This is a genomic window from Polyangium fumosum (assembly GCF_005144585.1).
GTDB classification, from domain to species: domain Bacteria; phylum Myxococcota_A; class Polyangia; order Polyangiales; family Polyangiaceae; genus Polyangium; species Polyangium fumosum.
The window spans coordinates 1-19,135 of record NZ_SSMQ01000079.1; the positions used below are offsets into that span (position 1 = coordinate 1).

At 65.7% G+C, this 19,135-nt stretch carries 18 protein-coding genes; 10 read left to right on the forward strand and 8 right to left on the reverse strand.

Annotated elements, in window-relative coordinates:
- Positions 1 to 98: 98 nt before the first annotated feature.
- Both E8A74_RS56195 and E8A74_RS43560 read right to left on the reverse strand, forming a co-directional pair.
- Complete coding sequence (locus E8A74_RS56195; RefSeq protein ID WP_136935063.1) at positions 99 to 359, reverse strand: helix-turn-helix transcriptional regulator; 261 nt, start codon at positions 357 to 359, stop codon at positions 99 to 101.
- Between the two features lie 87 nt (positions 360 to 446).
- On the reverse strand, positions 447 to 1,445 hold the full coding sequence (locus E8A74_RS43560) for a sigma-70 family RNA polymerase sigma factor (RefSeq protein WP_136935064.1): 999 nt from the start codon (positions 1,443 to 1,445) through the stop codon (positions 447 to 449).
- Between the two features lie 116 nt (positions 1,446 to 1,561).
- On the opposite strand from E8A74_RS43560, the gene E8A74_RS43565 reads away from it, so the two are divergent.
- Positions 1,562 to 2,575, forward strand: coding sequence for a hypothetical protein (locus E8A74_RS43565; protein ID WP_136935065.1), 1,014 nt, complete (start codon positions 1,562 to 1,564; stop codon positions 2,573 to 2,575).
- Here E8A74_RS43565 and E8A74_RS43570 read toward each other — a convergent pair.
- On the reverse strand, positions 2,572 to 3,867 hold the full coding sequence (locus E8A74_RS43570; RefSeq protein WP_136935066.1) for a hypothetical protein: 1,296 nt from the start codon (positions 3,865 to 3,867) through the stop codon (positions 2,572 to 2,574). The genes E8A74_RS43565 and E8A74_RS43570 overlap by 4 nt on opposite strands.
- A gap of 236 nt (positions 3,868 to 4,103) precedes the next feature.
- On the opposite strand from E8A74_RS43570, the gene E8A74_RS43575 reads away from it, so the two are divergent.
- Complete coding sequence (locus E8A74_RS43575) at positions 4,104 to 4,556, forward strand: GNAT family N-acetyltransferase (protein WP_211365595.1); 453 nt, start codon at positions 4,104 to 4,106, stop codon at positions 4,554 to 4,556.
- Positions 4,557 to 4,721: 165 nt separating this feature from the next.
- On the opposite strand, the gene E8A74_RS43580 is transcribed toward E8A74_RS43575, so the two are convergent.
- The 3 genes from E8A74_RS43580 to E8A74_RS43590 form a co-directional block, all read right to left on the reverse strand.
- Positions 4,722 to 5,177, reverse strand: a complete 456-nt coding sequence (locus E8A74_RS43580; RefSeq protein ID WP_136935068.1) for a nuclear transport factor 2 family protein — start codon at positions 5,175 to 5,177, stop codon at positions 4,722 to 4,724.
- 159 nt (positions 5,178 to 5,336) lie between these two features.
- Positions 5,337 to 6,770 (reverse strand): rhomboid family intramembrane serine protease, encoded by a 1,434-nt coding sequence (locus E8A74_RS43585; protein ID WP_136935069.1) that lies wholly within the window; start codon positions 6,768 to 6,770, stop codon positions 5,337 to 5,339.
- Positions 6,771 to 6,956: 186 nt separating this feature from the next.
- Positions 6,957 to 7,811, reverse strand: coding sequence for a hypothetical protein (locus E8A74_RS43590; protein ID WP_136935070.1), 855 nt, complete (start codon positions 7,809 to 7,811; stop codon positions 6,957 to 6,959).
- Positions 7,812 to 8,129: 318 nt separating this feature from the next.
- On the opposite strand from E8A74_RS43590, the gene E8A74_RS43595 reads away from it, so the two are divergent.
- From E8A74_RS43595 to E8A74_RS43615, 5 genes are all read left to right on the forward strand, one after another.
- Complete coding sequence (locus E8A74_RS43595) at positions 8,130 to 8,915, forward strand: hypothetical protein (protein WP_136935071.1); 786 nt, start codon at positions 8,130 to 8,132, stop codon at positions 8,913 to 8,915.
- A 252-nt stretch (positions 8,916 to 9,167) separates the two neighbouring features.
- A complete protein-coding gene (locus E8A74_RS43600) occupies positions 9,168 to 9,620 on the forward strand; it encodes a VOC family protein (RefSeq protein ID WP_136935072.1) in 453 nt (150 codons plus the stop codon).
- A gap of 292 nt (positions 9,621 to 9,912) precedes the next feature.
- Complete coding sequence (locus E8A74_RS43605) at positions 9,913 to 10,581, forward strand: serine hydrolase domain-containing protein (protein ID WP_211365596.1); 669 nt, start codon at positions 9,913 to 9,915, stop codon at positions 10,579 to 10,581.
- A 152-nt stretch (positions 10,582 to 10,733) separates the two neighbouring features.
- Entirely contained in the window at positions 10,734 to 11,522 is a 789-nt protein-coding gene (locus E8A74_RS43610) for an AAA family ATPase (protein WP_211365597.1), read from the forward strand.
- 168 nt (positions 11,523 to 11,690) lie between these two features.
- Complete coding sequence (locus tag E8A74_RS43615; RefSeq protein WP_136935073.1) at positions 11,691 to 12,134, forward strand: hypothetical protein; 444 nt, start codon at positions 11,691 to 11,693, stop codon at positions 12,132 to 12,134.
- A gap of 23 nt (positions 12,135 to 12,157) precedes the next feature.
- Here the strand turns inward: E8A74_RS43615 and E8A74_RS43620 are convergent, their stop codons facing one another.
- Positions 12,158 to 13,213, reverse strand: a complete 1,056-nt coding sequence (locus E8A74_RS43620) for a phosphotriesterase family protein (RefSeq protein WP_136935074.1) — start codon at positions 13,211 to 13,213, stop codon at positions 12,158 to 12,160.
- Between the two features lie 319 nt (positions 13,214 to 13,532).
- Here E8A74_RS43620 and E8A74_RS43625 point away from each other — a divergent pair, with 319 nt between their 5' ends.
- Together E8A74_RS43625 and E8A74_RS43630 are read left to right on the forward strand one after the other, a co-directional pair.
- Positions 13,533 to 13,946 (forward strand): hypothetical protein, encoded by a 414-nt coding sequence (locus E8A74_RS43625; RefSeq protein ID WP_136935075.1) that lies wholly within the window; start codon positions 13,533 to 13,535, stop codon positions 13,944 to 13,946.
- 278 nt (positions 13,947 to 14,224) lie between these two features.
- Entirely contained in the window at positions 14,225 to 14,623 is a 399-nt protein-coding gene (locus tag E8A74_RS43630; RefSeq protein WP_136935076.1) for a hypothetical protein, read from the forward strand.
- A 26-nt stretch (positions 14,624 to 14,649) separates the two neighbouring features.
- On the opposite strand, the gene E8A74_RS43635 is transcribed toward E8A74_RS43630, so the two are convergent.
- Positions 14,650 to 17,511: a serine hydrolase gene (locus tag E8A74_RS43635; protein WP_170229832.1), complete on the reverse strand. Its 2,862-nt coding sequence runs from the start codon at positions 17,509 to 17,511 to the stop codon at positions 14,650 to 14,652.
- Positions 17,512 to 17,905: 394 nt separating this feature from the next.
- Here E8A74_RS43635 and E8A74_RS43640 point away from each other — a divergent pair, with 394 nt between their 5' ends.
- A complete protein-coding gene (locus tag E8A74_RS43640) occupies positions 17,906 to 19,135 on the forward strand; it encodes a monooxygenase (protein WP_136935078.1) in 1,230 nt (409 codons plus the stop codon).

The following is a 19,135-nucleotide window of genomic DNA, read 5'->3' on the forward strand; positions in this document are numbered from 1 at the left end:
ATACGCGAGACCTCCGCACGAATGGCTGCCGCTTGTTGTTCCGTACACATGTTGAGGCTCCTTCCGGCGGGGAGCCTGGGCACGAGGGACACGGGGCGTCAGGACGGGGGTGGGCGAGGTGATACCTCCAGTCCGCCAGGGATCATGTCCTCGACCCGCAAGCCGAGGCCCACGGCAATCTTCACGCAGGTCGTGATCGTCATGTTGACGCGCCCATTCTCGATACTGGACAAGGCGCCTTTCGTGACTCCGCTCGCGTCAGCGAGGTCGGTCAGCGACATCCGCCGATCGAGGCGCACGTTCCGAATGTGCGCACCAAGTGCCCTGAGAAGTGGATGGTTCGTTTGTCGACGTGGCATGGCCGTCCCTCCATCGTGAGCTGCAAGGAGCGGCAACACCGAAGCCGCCCAAGGCCGACGAGTCGTGTTTCGCGAAACTGAAAAGCGCTACTTCGTCGCCTCGGCGTCCCGAAGCGCGTTCGCGAGGATCCAGGGCGCCGGCGAGCGGTCCTCGTAGCGACCCCCCGGCGGAGGTCGTGGACTTGTGACCTTCGAGGCCTCTGCCGGGATGGGGGGCTTGGGTCTCGACTTTACGAGGCCAGCATGCCGCGCGAGATCGTCCGAGATTCGGCCTTCCATGCAATCCGCGCGAGCAGCGAACGCACGCTCTTCGCCTGCGCACGACCCGAGGTGCGGCGTGCCCGTGAAGATTGCGGCTGCCGTGCCAAGGCTTCCGATGAAACGGGCAGGGGTGCGGCGAAGAGACCCGACCCACCGTGTCCAGAACGAGCCCACCTGCGCGCGCGCCTCGCGGGCGACCAGGCCAAACAGGGCCAGCGGAATGGCACCGATCCGGCGCCGGCGGCGACGTTTCGACCGCGCCGCAGGCTCGTTCACCACCATGCGCGCCCGATGGGTGACGTTATCCATCCGCTCCCGCATCGTCGCCCACGCCACACCGCGCTCCGCGGCGAGTTCTTTGATCGTCGTCCCCTCGTAAAAATACTCGTGGAGCAGGGAGCCATCGTCATGGCTCAGACGCTCGAATATCCTGGACGCGTCGACCTTCGCCTCGTAGTTCTCGACGTGCGCGCCACGGGCATCGATTGCGCGCACGATCTCCTCCGTAGGCGTCGCGACTTCCCGCGAGCGGGTCGCGTCCTTGCGGTTCGTCAGGGCCGCGTATTTCGCGACCGCGTTCAGCCATGCGCCGAACGCTTCTTCGTCGTATGGATCGGGTCGCTCTGCTTTGGGCTTGCGACAGGCGAGCAAGAATGCATGATGGACGATATCCATCTCATGCGCCGAATCGACCCCGACCGAGCGAACCACCGCGGCCATAGCATCCAGATACCGGCGCGTGGCCTCCCTGGAGATACCGAGTTCGTTCGAGCAGTCGTCGAGGACGTGTGTCATGCCCCAGACCTCTCGGTCGAGGCTCGGCATCGGGGGCCGCCTCTGCTCGCGTTCACGAGTCCCATGGATACAAAGGGCAGAAGTCGCCCTCCATCACGGGAACAATCGACCGACCCCTCCACATTTTTCGTCGAGGGGGCCACGGAGTGAGGTCGCGCACTGATTTCTGGCGCTCCTGGAGTGCGTTTGGCGCGGCGGCCCTGGGCGTGGCCTGGTCGTCCTCGGCCCTCGCGGCGGACGAGCTGCCGCGCCATCGCGTCGAGCTCACGACGGATCGGACGCTCCCCGGTTGCGCGGATGCGTTCGAGTTCAAGGCCCTTCTGACGAACTGGGTGCCCGTGAGCACGATCGATCCGACGGCGACGCGCGCGCTCGTCGTGCGGATCCGGCGACTCCCCGATGGCGGCAAGTCGGTCGATACGACGATCACGGACGAGAACGGCGTCGCCGTATCCACCGATCACCGCGACTACTCACCCCGGACCGACTGTTTCAAGGTGCTTTATTGGACGGCATTTGATGCGGGGACACGGATACGAGCTACGGCGCCGAAGAAGGAGGAGCAGGCGCCAACACCACCGCCACCCCCTCCGCCGCCCTCTCCCAAACCGGCACCGTGCCCGCAATGCCCGGCGTGCCCACCGTCCCCACCCACCGCAGCCCCAGCTCCGAAGAAGCGAGGTTTCGTGGCGCTCGGAGGGATCGTCTCTTCCGGTCTCATGCCAGATTGGGCACCCGGGCTCCGGGTCGCGGGGGGCGTGCAGCTCCCGCAGCTTTCGGTCGAGCTCGATGCGCGGTGGATGCCGCTTTGGAATACGCGTCCTGCGGGCCCAACCGAGGTCGAAGTGCACGCGTTCACGATGACGGGCGCGGGCTGCCTGAAGCGCGCGCCGTTCGTCGGGTGCTTATTCGTCATGGGCGGGACCGTCGGAGCGACAGCCTTGAACAGGAGGTATGCCGGTCACGGCATGCGAGGCATGTTCGGTATCGGGGCGCGCAGCGGGGTCGAGTTCCCGTTCGCGCAACGGTTCGCGGTGCGCCTGGAGGTCGAGGTTGCGATCCCGCTGTTCGCTACAGGTCTCGACACGATCGCTCCTTCGCTATGGGAGACGCTGCGCCCCTTTATGACGGGCGGTGGGTCGCTCGTGTACGCGTTCTAAGTCACGGGCGCGGAGCAGCAAACCGTGACGGGCTCGAGCAGAACGAGATCCCCTTCCGCGTTCCCCCCGCTCGGCGTGCACGCGCCTTTTGTGTACTCCAGGATTGCGGCCGATTTGCTGGAGAGCTGCGTGCCCGACATGAGGTCCTTGCAGGGAGGGATCATGCCGGTGGAGATGTTGGAGTCCTCCTCGACGACCGTGCACGCCGTATCGCTGAAGAGTCGAAACTTCACGCTGCAAGTGCCGCCGCTCGGCTCGCCACACTCGCACTCCGCGCAGGTACGTTTGTCGTCCACGTACCCGTAGAGGAGCGTCTTCTTGCCCCAGCCCTCCGGGCACACGTGGTCCCCCTCGCGGTACAAACAAGAGGAGAAGCTGGGCGGCTTCGGGACACAGACCTTCCCCTCGGCCTCGATGCAGTTCGGCAGGGCGCTTTCGCTCGTGCAGACTCGCCCAAGCGTGATCTCCGGTCCGCCATTCCGGGCCTTTGGAACCTTGGGCTCCGGATCCCCGATGTGGTGCGCTTGGCACGGCAGTTCCTCGATCACCGGGGGCGAGATCGTGATCGAGCGGACGCACGGAACACCGCCGCAGAGTTTGTCACCGAGGATCGACTTGTCGCCGTTGCAGGTCCCATCCCAGTTTGTCGGCGGATCGAAGTTTGTCTTGACACCGCCACCCGGGCATGCCTGCGAGTCCACGACCCACGTCTCTGGGAGCTTGCACGTCCCCTCGGGCGCATCGCACTCGCACGTGCCACACGAGGGCGGGGGCGGCGCGGTCCACCCCTCGAACGCGAGGATCGGCGCGTCCTCCGGGCACAAGGGTGCCTCGATGCCCCATCCCTGCCAGAAGCTCATCGGCCCTTTCCAGCTCGCGGGGCCCGGGGACACGCACGATCCGCCCGTGCAGAGCGAGGACATCGAGCCGTCGCTGCCTGCGTCCGTTCCGCCATCGAACTGGTCGCAGTAGTCCGGGAAATCCCACTCATCCGGAGGGACGCCGCGGGAACACCACACGGGAGTCGGGCACGGGCAGCACTCATAGGGGATGCCCTCTGGACAATCGGGCCGGCAGTAGTCGGGGATGGTCACATCCTTCGGAAACCCCTGCGGGCACGCTTCGGGGGAGGGGCAAATGCAACACTCCCTCGGGATGAGGAGGTTGCCGTCGTCGTCGATGGGACAGTCGGCACCAACCGTTATGCTGGAGACGACGCAGGACGGGACGGCGAGCGCGGCAAGGCCTGCGCTGGCTGCGAGCACGAACGCTGCACGTGCGAGACGAACCATGGCGCGAGGGTACGCCATCCGAGCGTGGCGGGGCAAGGTCTACAGCGCGGATACCGTGTCGTTGACGATGCGCGGGCAAACCCCGTGGGGGAAGGGACAAACCTGGGCCTACGGGGTGCCAGGGCACGGCATCGAACTTTCGGCTCGGCGGCGACATTGACTCGCACGCGGCTCCCGTGCGACCGTCTCGACCTGTAAGCGAAGGTCAGCGGTCAAGGCCCGCACGAGAGGAAGTGATGAAGCTGCGTGACTATCGACCGGAGGATCGGGCGGCGTGCCTCGCCGCGTTTGACAGCAACATCCCGTGGTTCTTCTCGGTCGAGGAGCGTGAGCGATTCGGGTGCTTCCTCGACGACTTGCCGGGCCGTTATGCCGTGATCTGCGACGACGACGGCGCCGTCGTAGGGTGCGGGGGGCTCGCGCCCACGAGAGAAGACCCGCGCGTGGCGGCGTTGACGTGGGGCCTCGTTCATTCGTCGTTGCACGGGCAGGGGTATGGGAAGGCGCTCACCGAGGGCCGGCTCGCCTGGCTCGCGGACATGCCCGAGATCGAGCTCGTGCGCATCGATACGAGCCACCTGACCATGGATTTTTATGCGCGGCGCGGGTTCAGGCTCCTGCAACGAATCGAAGATTTCTATCAGCCCGGGCTCGATCGGTGTGACATGGAGCTCGTGGTGCGTCGCTGAACCGGTCGACTGATCTTCCCCGCTAGAACATCGGTCGGTTTGACAACCGCTCGATGTTCTAGCTCTTTTGTCCCGAGGGGGACGCCTCGCGTCCCCCTCTCGCGCAGGCAAAGCCCGGTCGATTACGCGGCGCAATGGCTCGATGCCGGCGGCTCGGCAGGCTCTTCAGGGCAGGTCGGAGGGGAACGGCTGGGCCGTGACGCTCGTCCCGGAGCGCATGTAAAGGAGATCGAACCGACGCCGGGTGAACCGGAATCCGCTCGCCGTCCGCACGTATTCATCGCTGTAGACGCCGCCCACGTTGGTGTCGACGCCCTCCAGCACGCCGAACTCGCTCAGGTACCAGCGCCCCGTGGCCCGCTGGGGGTGCGTGTTCGGAACGAACTCGACGGTGCCGGAGTGGACCGCCTGAATGATGGTGCTCCACTTGTTCAGGATGTCGGCCAGGAACGTGACGATGTTGTTACGGCCGGCGACGTGATGGCCGGGGATGTCGAGCACCGCGTTCGGCGTGAGGAGGTGGTGCATTTCATTCATCGCCTTGCGGTTCACGAGATCGGCGAACCTGGCGACGAGTTCGTGGATCTCGAACTTTTGGCTGAAATCAGCGTTTTGGGACATGGGTCACCTCATGACATCATCCCGCGGCGCCGACGCGCATGACAACCAGCGCGGTCATGCGCCATCCAGAACGGGGATCGCGCGCGAGACATCGATAGGATAGCACTGTCCATGGCGCACGCGGCACATGAAAAGCCGGCCGTTTGGACATTGTTTGACCTAGATTCGGTTATCGAGCGCCTCGAGCTCGACGAGGGCCGCGTCGTCGAGCTCCTTCGTCGAGAAAGGCGACTCGCGCGCCGCGGTGAAGAGCGCGCGCGCCTCCTCGATCGCCCCGAGACGCGCGGCGATTTTGGCGTGCGCGATGAGCGCCTTCACGGCCAAGAGGGTCTCTGCGTTGTTCCGGTGCACCGCCTCGTACGCGTCCGTCGCGTCGCGCGGAAAACCGGCGCCATCGAGCGCCTGTCCCATCTGCATGAGCGTCGCGGCTGGCAGCTCGAGGAGCCGCTTTTCGGCGCGCACCTCGCGGAAGAGCGCGAGCGCCCCATCGGCCTCGCCCGCGCGGACGTAGAGCTGCATGAGCCGAGCGTAGGCCGCCATCTCGCGTGCTCTCTGGCCGAGCATTTTCGTGGCCCGCAGGATCTCGAGTTGCACGTCGATACTCGAAGGCATCTCTGCGTGGAGCTCGTCGAGGAGCACGAGCGCCTCGGCGGCGCGGCCTTGCGTGATGAGGTCCGAGGCCTCGACGATGCGTGGATCTTGCATTGTCGTCACGCTCTGTTCGACGGCGTCGTCGAGCTTCTTCTCGACGCCGCTGAAGCGCAGGACCCCTGCGACGACGACGCCGAACACGAAGCCTCCTACGTGCGCCGCGTAAGCGACGCCGTTGCGCGGCGCGAGCATCAAATAGGTGATCTGCAAGGCGAGCCAGAGCGGGAGCATGACGTACGCAGGCGCCGTGAAGAAGATGGGGCGCAGGCGGAGGAAAGTGACGAAGCGGATGCGCGTCGTGGCGAACGCGACGAGGAACGCGCCCAAGGCGCCGGCGATGGCGCCCGAAGCGCCGATGAGGGGGACGTTCGGCGAGCCTCCCAAGAGTTTGTGCACGAGCGCGGCGACGACGCCCGCTGCGACGTAAAACGGGCCGTAGACGGCGCGGCCCCATCGGTCCTCCATGTTGCAGCCGCAGAGCCAGAGGAACCAGAGGTTGAACAAGAGGTGCAGCCAGCCGCCGTGGAGGAACGGGTGTGTCACGAGCCCGAGCACGTCCCCGCGCGCGGGCACGTAGCCGAAGCGGCGCGTGGGGAATGCGTCGATCGTTTTCTGCACGGAGAGGCCGAGCTCATCGAAGTGCTGCTGCTGCCGCGCCAACGCTTCCTCGTCGTCCGGGGCCTTCTCGGGGCGCGGTTTCTCGGCGAGCAGCGGGAGCTGCCTGTAGCCGACGATTTCGTCGAGCGGCGGGCGCGTTTTCAAATACGGGTGCGCTGCGTGGTAGGCGAGGGCTTGCGAGACGAGCGCGTTGAGGTCCCGCGTCTGCGAGCGCTCCGTGGCGGCCACGACAGAATGGATCACGAAGCAGATCGCGATGATGACGAGGGTGACGACGGGCCACCTCCGCGCCTCCATGTTTTCGTGGGTGATGGGGAGGATCATCGTGGAAGCCGTGTGCCTCGTGACCGGAGGGTAGGGCAAACAAACCGGGATTTTCTCCTCCCCGGCGCCTGCTTGCGGCGAAGGCGTCCGATTACGTGGCCGCCCCCCAGACGATCGCGCGCTCGCACGAGGCGCCTTCGGCGATCGTCCTGCCGGTCCTGTCTCCGTGACGCTTCAGAGACGCTGTCAGAACCCCCAGCGCACGCCGAAGCCCGCCTGCAGGACCGCGGGAGCCATGCGGTAATACCCCACTTCGTTGCCGGCCAGCGCGGTGAAATAGAGCTGATAGAGCCCCTGCGTGGCCGGCCGCAGCGCGACGCCCGTATCGAGCACGAGGCGCCGCTCGGTCGCCGCGAGCTCGTTGCTCACCAGCCACGCGCCGTGCAGGGCGACGAAGAAGCGGTAGGGATACCCTTTGACGAACGTGCCGTCGAATACCACGTCCATCGCGGTCTCGAACGTGACCGAGCCGCCCTTTCCGCCGTAGTTGCCGCACGTCACGGCGTTCGTGGTGCACGTGAGCACGTGCAACCGAGTGACCAGCGCCACCGTCAGCGCGTGGATCCCGAGCGCGACGGTGGAGTCGCCGCGCAGCGAGAGGCTATTCAGGTTCACGAAGCCCGGGTGCCCTTTGGACGAGTGGTCGCTCTCGTGCTCCACCGCGAACGCGCCTGCGAACGCTGCCTTCCGTGCGCCCAGCGCTACCTCGCGACGGTAGATCGCTTCGATGGCAAGCCGGCCGCGCCAGTACTCCCACGGGACGGCCTGCGTCGGCGACGTGTTGTGCAGCTCGATGAGCGCTGGCAGTTGCAACAAGAACCCCGTGCCCGCGAGCGCACCCACGATGGGCATGCGCGCCCCCACTGCGCCGCGCAGTGTGTTCCGCCAGCCCAGCGACACGACAGGGGCGTCGGGGCTTGCGGACAGCATCCGCGCGTCGGACTGCGCCTGCGCCGGGGAGGCCTGCGTCGATGCGGGGCGCACGACAGGCTGCGCCGAGGCCCGCGCCCCGCTCGACACGAATGCCAACAGGAATGCCACGCATCGCACGATGGATCGGTTTGAAGAAACGCATTTGTGGGAAGCTCTATGGCCGGCGGTCGTCATTGTTGCGACTTCTATACGATCATGACCCCGTCTCGTGCAGCGTTCGGCTCCATGATGCCTCTGGATGGTTTCTCACTCAACGCTCGCTCGGACGAGGGTGCGCATGGGCGGCACGAACGCCCCCCACCGCAACGCCCAGCACCCTCCAGCCGCCATGCACGTTTTTGTCGTGATTACGCGAACGCGGCGTCCGTCCCACCCTCCGCTACAACATCCATGTCCCCCAGGTTTTGCCTGGGAGGAGGAATCCACATGTCGCGTTCGTTCTCTCCGACCCAGCTCGTCGTTTTGCCCCGCATGACGGCCGTCTCCACCGCTCGCCTCCTCGCCGAGCTCCTCGAGACGGCCTCCCGTGAGCCGGGGCTTCCCATCGCCATCGCTGCCGATCGCAATACACTCGCCGTCACGCACGAGACCCTCCAGGTGGAGCTCGGCAAGCGCGTCTTCGCGGAGGGCGAAGCGTCTCCGGTCGTCGCCGTCGCCGATCGTGTCGAGGACAATGCGTTCGGCGCGCTTTCGGACTGGCTCCTCTCTTTCAAGCGATTGCCCGTCGAGCGGTACCCCGCGGCCGCGGACGCCGCGAGGGTGCACGACGCGCTCTTCGGCCAGGGCCTCGGCTTCCTGCGGCTGCGCGCCGCCGACGAGTGGCAGGAGGCCGAGACACGGATCCGAATCCTCATGGAAAAAGGGTTCGACGTCGTGATCGCGAATCTCGGAGGCAAGCCGTTTCTGGACGAGCTCATCTTCGCGCACACGGCGTATGGGGAGGCGCTCGGGATCACGAAGCCGCGGCCCGCGTCCGATCCGCACAGCTTGGGCAAGGCCCAAGGCGAGGCGCTCGATGCGCTGCGGAGCTACGTGCTGCGCGTCGCGGCGCACGTGCGGGAGAACGACCCCGCCACGGCGGCGCTCGCGGAGAGGCTGCTGGCGCCGCTGGCGGCGTGGAAGAGCCGGCGGCCGAAGAATCGGCGAAGTGTGCCGGCGAAGGAGGCTGCGCGGGGGAAGGCGCCGGAGGAGGCGGTGGTCGCGGGCGAGTAAGCGGGCCGCGGAGGGCGGCCGAGCGGGAGTCCGTTTCGCGCCCGGCCGCCCCGTGCCCACGCTCCGGGGGCGCCCGTTTTGTCAGAAAGACCGGGTTACACAGCCGGCTGCCGAATTCCCGAAACAGCGGGTTAGACGGCTGCTGCGAATCACGCTAGAGGGGGCGTGGTTAGGCCGAAGCGGGCGAATCAGCGCCGGCCGAGGGGTAGGTGGTGGCGGGCAAATGGCACAGGTAGACGCCAAGGAGACATCATGACGGTCAAGCGTATGGACAACATTGGCATCGTGGTAGAAGACCTCGACGCCGCCATTGCGTTCTTCACCGAACTTGGCCTCGACCTCGAGGGGCGCGCCCCAATCGAAGGAGACTGGGCAGATGGCGTCACTGGATTGCGCGACATGCGCGTCGAGATTGCCATGATGCGTACGCCGGACGGTCACAGCCGGCTCGAGATATCCCGATTCCTGGCGCCGCCTGTGGTCGCCGATCACCGCAGCGCCCCGGTGAACGCTCTGGGTTACTTACGCGTCATGTTCACCGTGGAGAACATCGACGATACGCTCGCCCGGCTGGGCAAACGCGGCGCGAAGCTCGTCGGCGAAGTGGTCCAGTACGAAGACACGTATCGGCTCTGCTACATCCGGGGCCCCGAAGGAATTCTCATCGGGCTTGCCCAAGAGCTCGGGCGGCAGACTTCCCGATGAGCACATGATCAGGTCAGGCCTCACGGGGGGAGGCTCCGTTCGTGACGTCCAGCGTCCGCACGTGACGAACACCTTGCGCGGCCTTGCACGGTCCACGCAGGCCGTCTCACCCTTGGCGCTCCGAACGGAGGAACTTCGCGGAATGGCGGCGTTCCACGAGCTGGACCACCCGAAAGCTCGTTCCTCTCTCACCTGAGCAAGAGGTACCCCTGTGCGTCGACTCGCTCAACTCACCCTCGCGCTCTCCCTGAGCGCATGTGCGCAGTCCGCTCTCCCCCCACCCGCAACCACGTTGACCCCGAGCTCCGCCGCCGGCCCGACGAGCGCCGCCCAGGAGCCGCACGTCGCCAACGTGCTCCGCGGCCTGCGCCCGTTCGTCGAGATCACCGGCCGGCCGCCCGTCCGCTGGACGATCGAAGAGCGCATGGCCCACCACCACGTGCCCGGCGTCAGCATCGCCGTCATCGAGGGCGGGCGCATCGCGTGGGCCCGCGGCTTCGGCGTGAAGACGGCCGGCTCGGCCGACCCGAAGGACGCGGTCACGCCCGACACGCTCTTCCAGGTCGGGTCCGTCAGCAAGCCCGTCACCGCCACGGCGATGCTCCGCCTCGTCGAGCGCGGGACGCTGGAGCTCGACACCGACGTCAACCGCTACCTCAAGACGTGGAAGGTGCCTGAGAACGAGCACACCACGAAGGAGAAGGTCACCCTCCGCCGGCTCGCCAGCGCCGCGCGCGCGGGCGAGGCGGCCCACGCCCACGTCGGCGAGGGCAAGACGATCCCTGGCGGGTGGAACGTGTATCCGGAGATGGCCCCGGCCGGGCTCTGGACGACGCCGAGTGATCTCGCCCGGTTGGCGATCGCGATCGCCGACGCGCACGCCGGGCGGTCCAAGGTGCTGCTCTCGCAGGCGACGGCCGAGCAGATGCTCACGCCCCGCAGTCGGAGACCGAGTTCGTGATGGGGACGCTCGGCTGGCGCGTGACGTTCAAGCGCGAGGCAGGCGGCAAGGCGACCGGGATGACCGTGGACGGCGGGGGGCAGGTCGTCGAGGCGACGAGGAAGCCGTAGAAGGCGGACGGGGGCTGTGCATCGCGTGATCGGGCAACGACCATGACGTCGAAGAGAACCGCAAAGGCACCATTCGCGGGCAAGATGTACCTTCAGGGCGTGTACGCCGTCGCCGAGCGTATCCCCGGCGAGGCCCGCTTCCCGTTCAACCTCCCCTTCGTTCGGGGCCTCGACGTGGGGCTCGATCAGCCGGTGACCTTTTTCGTGGGCGAGAATGGCTCCGGGAAGTCGACGCTGCTCGAAGCCATCGCGGACCTCTGTGGCCTCCACGTGGCCGGCGGAGGGAGCGCCGATACTTTGTACTCCTCGCACGAGCAAGGCTCCGAGCTCGCCCGTGTGCTGCGTCCGCGCTTTCGTCATCGGCCCCGAGACGGTTTTTTCTTCCGCGCCGAGACGCTCGTGAACTTCGCGACGCTCCTCGAAGAGCGCCAGCGCGATCCGGATTTCCTGGGAGATCCCTACATGCGTTACGGCGGCAAGTCGCTCCACCTTCGATCACATGGCGAGGCGTTCCTCGACGTCTTCCAGCATCGCATCCACGACGGGCTCTTCCTCATCGACGAGCCAGAAGCGGCGTTGTCTCCCCAGCGGCAGCTCACGCTCCTTTATCTCTTGCGGGATCGCGTGGAGCGCGGCCGGGCGCAGTTCATCATCGCCACACACGCGCCCATCCTGCTCACCTTTCCGGGGGCCGTCATCCTCGACTTCGACGACCCCGCATTGCCCGAGATCGCCTTGCAGGATACGAAGCATTACCAGATTACGCGAGGGATCCTGGAGCATCCCGAGCGGTACTGGAGATCCGACGGAAGCGACGACCCAGCAGGTTGAGCGCGGAAGGAAGAAGCCGCAGCCGCTGCCGGGGTCCACAACATCGATGGGTTCGTCGCTTCGTCCTCGATCTGGCCGAGAAAAACCGCCATGCAATCATTCCCCTTGACCACGCCTGGCATCGGGAGTATTCGCCGCCCCGAACGCAGGAAAAGAGAGGCATATCTCATGGTCAGCACGCGATCGTCCCTTGCCCTTGTCGCCATTGTGCTTTTTGGTCTGTTTGGTGCGGGTTGCGAGAACAAGCCCGCGGCGGAGGGCGCCAAGCCCGGAGAGGCCAAGCCGGAAGGCAAGGCCGAGCCGAAGGCCGAAAAGAAAGCAGCGCCCGCGAGCGCGAAGGTCGCCTCCTGCAACGTCATCAAGGCCGAAAGCATCTGCCGGCAGTACGGCGATGCGAACATCTCGGCGGCAGGCGAGGACTTCCTCAAGAACATGTGCACCGGCGAATTCAAGATGGAGGCGTGTCCGGCCGACAAGCGCGTCGGATCCTGTGCGACTCCGGAGGGAACGAAGGTCTACTACAACGAGGGCCCGCTCCCCATGGCGGCGGATGCGGCGGCCAAGGCGTGCAAAGAGGGAGTGCCCGCAGGGGAATGGAAAGCGGGACAGTGAGCAGGGCAAACCCCCCCCCGTCTTCACGCCTTTGGCTTCGTGAAGGGAAGCAAGCGGCGGGGGTTGTCGATGAGCAGCTTGCGCAGCTCGGCGTCGGTCAAGCCCACCTTGCGGAAGCGCGGCACGACCCGCTTGAGAAGGTGACCATACCCCCAGCCGCCGCGACCCTCTAGCATCATCTTCATGCAGATGTCCTGGGCGACCAGCACCTGGTCGCCGTGGCCCGCGTCGAAGAGGTGCTTGACCGCCCGGATCCGCGTGTCGTCCTGTGGCATTTGCATGTCGATGCGCGCCCAGTAGGACTCCATGCCGAACACGTCGTATTCAATGGTGACGCCGCGTCGGATCAGGCTGGTCTGATAATCGAGGTCCTCCTCGCTCCCGTCCATGTGACTGAAGACCGTGCGGCTCAGATCGCCTCCCGCGGCCTCGATGGCGTCCGCGATGGCGTGCCCCTGGCGCTTGAGGACCATGTAGATCTGGTGGATGTTCAGCATGGCGCCCGTGGCGCCCTGGGCGCGGGCGGCGGCGCGCACCACCTTCATTTCGTTGGGGGTCATCGCGTCGACGCCGATTTCGCCGATGTGACCACACTTGATGCCCGTGCCGTCGACCCCCTCATTCACCTCGCGCACGATCTGCTCGTAGATCTCGCCCTCGCTCAACGCATCCATGTCGGACGGGTGAGAGACCGCGGCGTAGTAACCTGCGCCCATCGTGACATGCAGCCCCGTGGTCTCGGCGATGCGCGCGAGCGCCCACGGATCGCGGCCGATCCCGAGGGTGGTTGTGTCGACGACCGTTCCTCCGCCGGCCTTTTTGAACTCGAGGATCTCCGCGATGGCCTCCTGCTCGTCGAGCAGCATGACGTTGTCGCGGTTGCCCGCGGGATCCGAGAGGATATCCATGCGCCGCTCGATGGCATAAGGCAGCTCGCCGAGCGAAGGATCACCCTCGGGCGGCAAGTAACGGCAGCGCATGTCGATGAGCAAGTGCTCGTGCATCAGGGTCGTCCCCATCTGCTCCGGCTCGATCAACCCCAGAACCGTCTGCACCTTGCCCACGCGTTCGTTCTGCATTGGCACCTCCTTCGAGCGGCCAGGATAGCCTCCCACAAAGTCCGCGTATGGATATACACGACCGCGCGGGTGGCCTCCACGGACGTGACCACGCACGTGGTGCGCCGGCCTCGCGCGAGGTCGAGGACTTCGGCCATGCGGATCTGCTCTACGCGAACGACGCGCTCGCGCTCGCGTGGGCGCCGCTCGCGCTGTGGCTGCTCGCCCACGGAAGCGAGAGGGGGCACGGGGAGGGCGCGCGCCGGGAGGGCCGTCGTCGTGGTGGCTCAGGCCGACGGACATGGCGGAGACCGTAGCGCATCCTGTACGCTGGGGGCCGATGAAGATCTTGGCGCGCGGCGCGGTGATGGCTGACGAACTCTCTGTCTTCGAGGTGGTGGCTGCTCGCGATGACGAGGATCGTCTCGTGCTGACGTTCGAGGGCGTCCTTCGGGTCGACAATCCTTATCGTCACCTGTGGAGCTTCCTTGAAGAGCTCGGCCGGATCCTACCCGAGCGCGTCTTCGCGTCGATCCGGATGGACTTCACGCGGATGCGGTTCGCCAACGACAATTGTTTCTACGTCATCATGGATATCGTGGACGCGGTTTACCTCGGTGTCCCCGGCGCACCCGTCACCGTTCGCCGCGGCGCGAACGAAGATTGGCAACAAGAAACATTGCCGGTCCTCCTCAACCTGAGCGAAGAGGCCAACGCCGCGAGGACGACGTTCGAGGATATCGCGGTGCGATGACGCAACGATCGGGGCACCTGCTCGCACGGGCGCATAGGGCAAACCCATGTGGAGCGCCCGTTTCTTGCCCTGAGGCTCCCCGCGCTTCGCGGGCTACCGCATGGGGCTCGTCCCCTCCGCGTGCCCTCGAGAGGACGTCACGAAACCGGATCCCATGAATCCGTGGCGGCGAGCCAGCGCGCGTGGATCAGGTGTTTTTGATGCGGGAGCCAAGCGTTCGAGCCCTCGACCGATGGTATGTACTGCGGAGCTGGGATCCGCTACGATCGGCCGTCCTGATGGTTCGCACAGGCCTGCTCATCGCGCTCCTCTTGGTTCCCTCCTGTGCCAAATCGGCGTGGACCGCGGACGAGGTCGTTGGCGAGTTTCGCGCCTACGGCCTGCCGACGCGCGGGGCGCGGGAGCCTGGCCCAGGGGACTGCCCCGTGGGCGGCGCACATCCTCGCAATGTGCGCCGCTTCGACGGTGACACGGCCAGCGCCGCGGGATGGGCGTGTATCCTCCAGTTCGACGATGCGTCGACGGCGTCGACGGCGCACACGGAACTTCGTGGGAGCAAGGGTATCGGCAGCGCTTCACGGCGAGACAATATCGTGTTGCTGCTGAGCGCCGACTTTGATGGCGCTTCCGCGGCCGCGTACGGGAAGGCGCTCCAGGAGATGTGGGGCGGCGAATGAGCGCCTTGGACCCGGAAGGCTCCCTTTTACAGAACGCAGCGGCCTTCTACGTTGCATTCGAACTCGATCGGGTACCCCCTCAGTTGGCAGTCACCGGGCAAGATGCATTCGTTCTCGCACTGGGTGCCGTTCCAAACCGTCCCCATCGTCGCGCATGTGATGCCGTCGGGGCCGTCGAGCGCGTCGACGCACATCGCATACAGGCCACCTTCTTCGCGGTGATAGCAAACGCCCGTGTTGCCATAAATCATCGTACAGTCGGCCTGGCAGTCCCACGAAGGCAAAGCCTCGTTCACCAGGACGCACTTGCCCGACCCGTACGTACCTAGCCCGTTGCTGTTGTAGCCCGTCGTCGGGATGCACATGAGCTCGGGGCTTTGCGCGCCGCACGAATCCACGTGGTTCGGATCGCACTCGCAGCCCGGCCACTTCGTCTCGTTCGTGCACGTGCGGCAAATGCCGACGTGTTCGTTGGGATTGGTGCCATACGCGACGCACACGCGCTCGATGCCTGTATCGGGATAGTCGTCCAGGCAATATTTGTTCTGCGCAAAATTGCCGTCCGGGTGCCAATACTCATCCGTCGCCGAGAGGGGCGGCGACTGCTTGACGGTCGCGCACAACCCGCCCTCGACGGTGCCACAGCCCTCGGGCGGGCAGTCGACCGGCGGCCCAGGCGGAGGCTCCTCCGGCGACCACGGCAAGGAAGCGATGTCGCCGCAGCAGAGGGTGCCCGCCCTGTTGGTCGTGGCTGTGCCGCAGCCTCCGAACCACTTGTTCTGTACGCTCCCGCCGAGCCCACATTGAATGATGTCCACCTGTCTGCCGAGCGCGTCGGTCGTGTTGTCCGTCGTGACGCGCATCGGCCCCTTGCCGGTCGGGCACTGAATGTAGGCCGAGCCTGTGCCAACGGTACAATTGCCGGACGGCGGCATTCCGCCCGCGGCTACTCCCCGATATCCGAGGTTGTCGTCCGTCCAGTAGTTGTAGAGGGGGCGCTCGTTGTCCGTATTCAGAGCCACGTATTCGCTTGCGTCGCAGACATGGAACCCAGGCGCGCAGAGGTCCGCGCGGTTTTGCCAGGTCACCGCGCCGGAGCAGCCGAACATCTTCGTCGAGCTGAGCGTCTGGGTCTGGTTCGTGTAGAAACGCTGGACATTCAAGACGCCGCCGCCGTTTTCGTCCGTGCACCCGTGGGAGACCCCGAGCTCGGACGTGCTCTCGCAGCTTCCCGTGAGGGGACAGTCTGCATGCCTGTCACACCGCAGCTCGGTGCACAGGCCGTTATCGCATGTGCCGCTGTCGCACTCCGCGTTCGCGTTGCACGCGACAACCGGACCACCGCATACCCCGAGGTTGTTCTTGAACGGGTAGCGCTGCTTCAGGTCGGCGAGGACCTTGCCGACCGCGCCGCCATCGTCGCCCGTGTTGTGCACGAAGGCGATATAAGCGATGTCGGCCTCGGGCACGAACTGATACCACGTCGATCCGTACAGCTTGCCGTTGTGTTGTAGAAAGGTTCGGTTCTGGACGAAGCTCAGGCTGGTCGTGTCCCGTCGATCCAACGTCAAGTTCCGGCCCGTGGGCGAGAAGAACGCCGGGTCCCGCGTCATCCGCTTGATTTCCGGCGAAAGCTCGCGGTTCATGCGCGTCAAGAACCTCGCTGCGTCATCCGCGGTGACGGCGTAAGAGCCCTGCGGCGCGGGCGGGACCCAGCCGGGGGAGGCCCAGCTATTGACCGCATATGCGTTGTAGCCGTTCTCGATGGCGTAGTTCTTCGAATAGATCCGCGCGTGCGTCTCCTGGAACAGATTCGGAATCCACGTCGCCTTTTCAGCCGCGGTACCGGTGAACAGCGTCGAGTCTCGGTCCAGGCTCGCCGGGTATCCAAGGAAGGTGTTGGACACGCTCGGCCCCCAGGGCTGCGCGGTTTGGATGTAGTTCTCGAGGCTGGTCTGAGACCAATAGTCGATGACCGCCGCGACCAGGAAGAGGCCGGTGTTCGAGTAAGACGTGTCGTTGTCGTCGTCCCCGTCGTTGTAGTCGACGATGACGGGAATCGGGCAATTGGGGTCGCCATTCGTCCTGTCGTTGTAAAACAACGCGACCTCTTGCCGCATCTGGGCAGGCGTGAGCGGCTTCCAGTAGCTTGCGTCCGGTGTGGGGTATTTCTTTCCTGGGAGAGGGATCACGCAGGTTCCGATGCCGCATTCGTCGTCCGCCTCGCAGACCTTCATCTCGCACGTGCCGCCGGTGCCACACGATCCGCTGTCACAAACGGTGGCCTGGTTTCCTGCTGTACATGCGGCTCCCTTCGTCGAGCAATACCCATCGTCCGAACGATCTGGATCTCGGCAGTACCCTGCTCTGTGGGAGACCAGGTGCTTGAGCTTCTTCAGCTTGCGAAAGTTCCATTCCGGCGTGTTGAGGTTCACCCACGGCATCGCGTCGGCGAGGGTCGACTCCCAGGTGAGCGTGTGGCCATTGATCGTCGGGGCCGATTCGATGAGCTTCGACAGCCCGAGGACGGTGTACACCTTGGAGATGGATCCGAGCTGAAACGCGTCGCTGATCTCCATGTCCTTGGTCGCAGGAGCGCCGGGCGCATTCCAGAACGAGCGGTCCTTGTACGCCAACCCCGACGCGCCGATGGCGACGATCCGGGTTCCATGGACGACGGCCGCGATACACCCCTTCTCGTGCTCCGAGTTCAGTCGATCCGCGAATTGCATCCCGCAATGGGTCGCCGACAACCACGGGCCCAGATCTTCGTAGTTGTGCGCGAGGATGGAGGGGATGCCCGCGGCCTGCTGCGCCGAAGCGATGTTCTCGGCCGGGGAAGTCGATTCATTTGGGGGCTGCGTGTCCTGCGAGCATGACCATGTCATGACGCCGGGCAGCAGAAAGAGCCCAACCGTTGCCGCATTCAGTTTGCGCGTCCGGTGCATTACATTGTCCTCCAGAGGAGCGGATAGGACGTGATGTGCCTACGCGTTTTCCAGCAAGCTACGTGCCGACGCCCGTGCGTTGCGGACAGAGACCTCGGTGCCGCCGGTGCGTACGCGCCAGACGCGGATCCCACGCCTCTCCGGGAGGACTGGTACGTGCGCATGACAGAGGGCTGTCACGGCAACGTGACAATGTCTCCGGCGCGTGACACCGCGCGGCCGCTCCCTGGAAAACCGATGAACGTTTTCCCGCGACCGGGCACAGAGGGCGAGCGTCCTCTCGGCAACCATTCTTCGCCACCCGGGAGACCACCGGTCACTCACACGGAAAGCCATGAATCTTCGCAACTTCTTCTTCAAGACCGCCATCCCGTCCCTCACCCTCGCCCTGCCGGCCCTCGTGGGCTGTGGCGGCTCGGAGCCCCCGCAACCCGGGCAGCCTGGGCAGGAGCTGCTCGCGCCCCCGGAAGCGGGCAAGGGCGTGCAGTTCAAGATGGTCACGAAGCTCGACCCCGGCACCGAGGGCGAGCATTGTATGTTCGTGAAGGCGCCCGCGGAGGGGCTCTTCATCAACCGTGACGAGGTGCGCTACTCGAAGGGGAGCCACCACTTCCTGCTCTTCCAGACGAGCTACGACGACATCCCGACCCAGAAAGAGGACGGGACGGTCGTCGACACGAGCGGCGTGTTCGACTGCTCCGACGGTGCGACCGATGGCTGGGACGTGGAGAAGCTCGTCGCCGGCTCGCAAAACGCCGACGGCGACTCCATGCTGCGCTTCCCCGAGGGCGTGGCCATGAAGGTGCGCCCGGGCGCCGTGCTCCTCATGAATGCGCATTACATCAACGCCTCGATGAACGTCATCGTGCCTGAGGTCCGGGTGAACCTCTACGCGATCCCCGAGGCCGAGGTGAAGACGGAGGGCGACATCCTCTTCCTCTACAACCCTTTCATCCACGTCGGGGCGCAGGCCGAGGGCCGCGCGCGCATGCGGTGCCCGGTGCACACGGACATCACGATCGCGAACGTGCAATCGCACATGCACGCGCGCGGCGTTGGTTATGCCGCGTCGATCGTCGGGCAGGCGGATCCGTTCTATACGAGCACCGAATGGGAGAACGTGACCGTCAAGGATTTGGGCGAGGGCCTCCAGGTCAAGGCGGGCGAGCGCTTCGATTACTGGTGTGACTACGCGAACGCGGAGGCGAGGGACGTCTTCGAGGGCCCGCGCTCGACGGACGAGATGTGCATGCTCATCGGCTCGTATTACCCGGCCGATTGGGCGACGACGCATTGCCGCGCCGAGGCCACCGGCCCCGACCAGCCGAACTTCATCGGTGCCGAGTGGGTGGGTAATGGCAAGGCGACGTGCGCCGCGTCGTACGCCTGCGTGCAGGAGGCCCTCAGCGCGGGCCAGGAGATCACGACCTGCGTGACGAACTCTGACGCCGCGGTCTCGCGAGAGCTCTCCGACGCCTTGCGTTGTTTCCTCAAGAAAGCCGGCCCGAACCAGGACCCGGCGATCGTCTGCAAGACCGAGCTCGACGCCTGCCTCGCGAAGTGA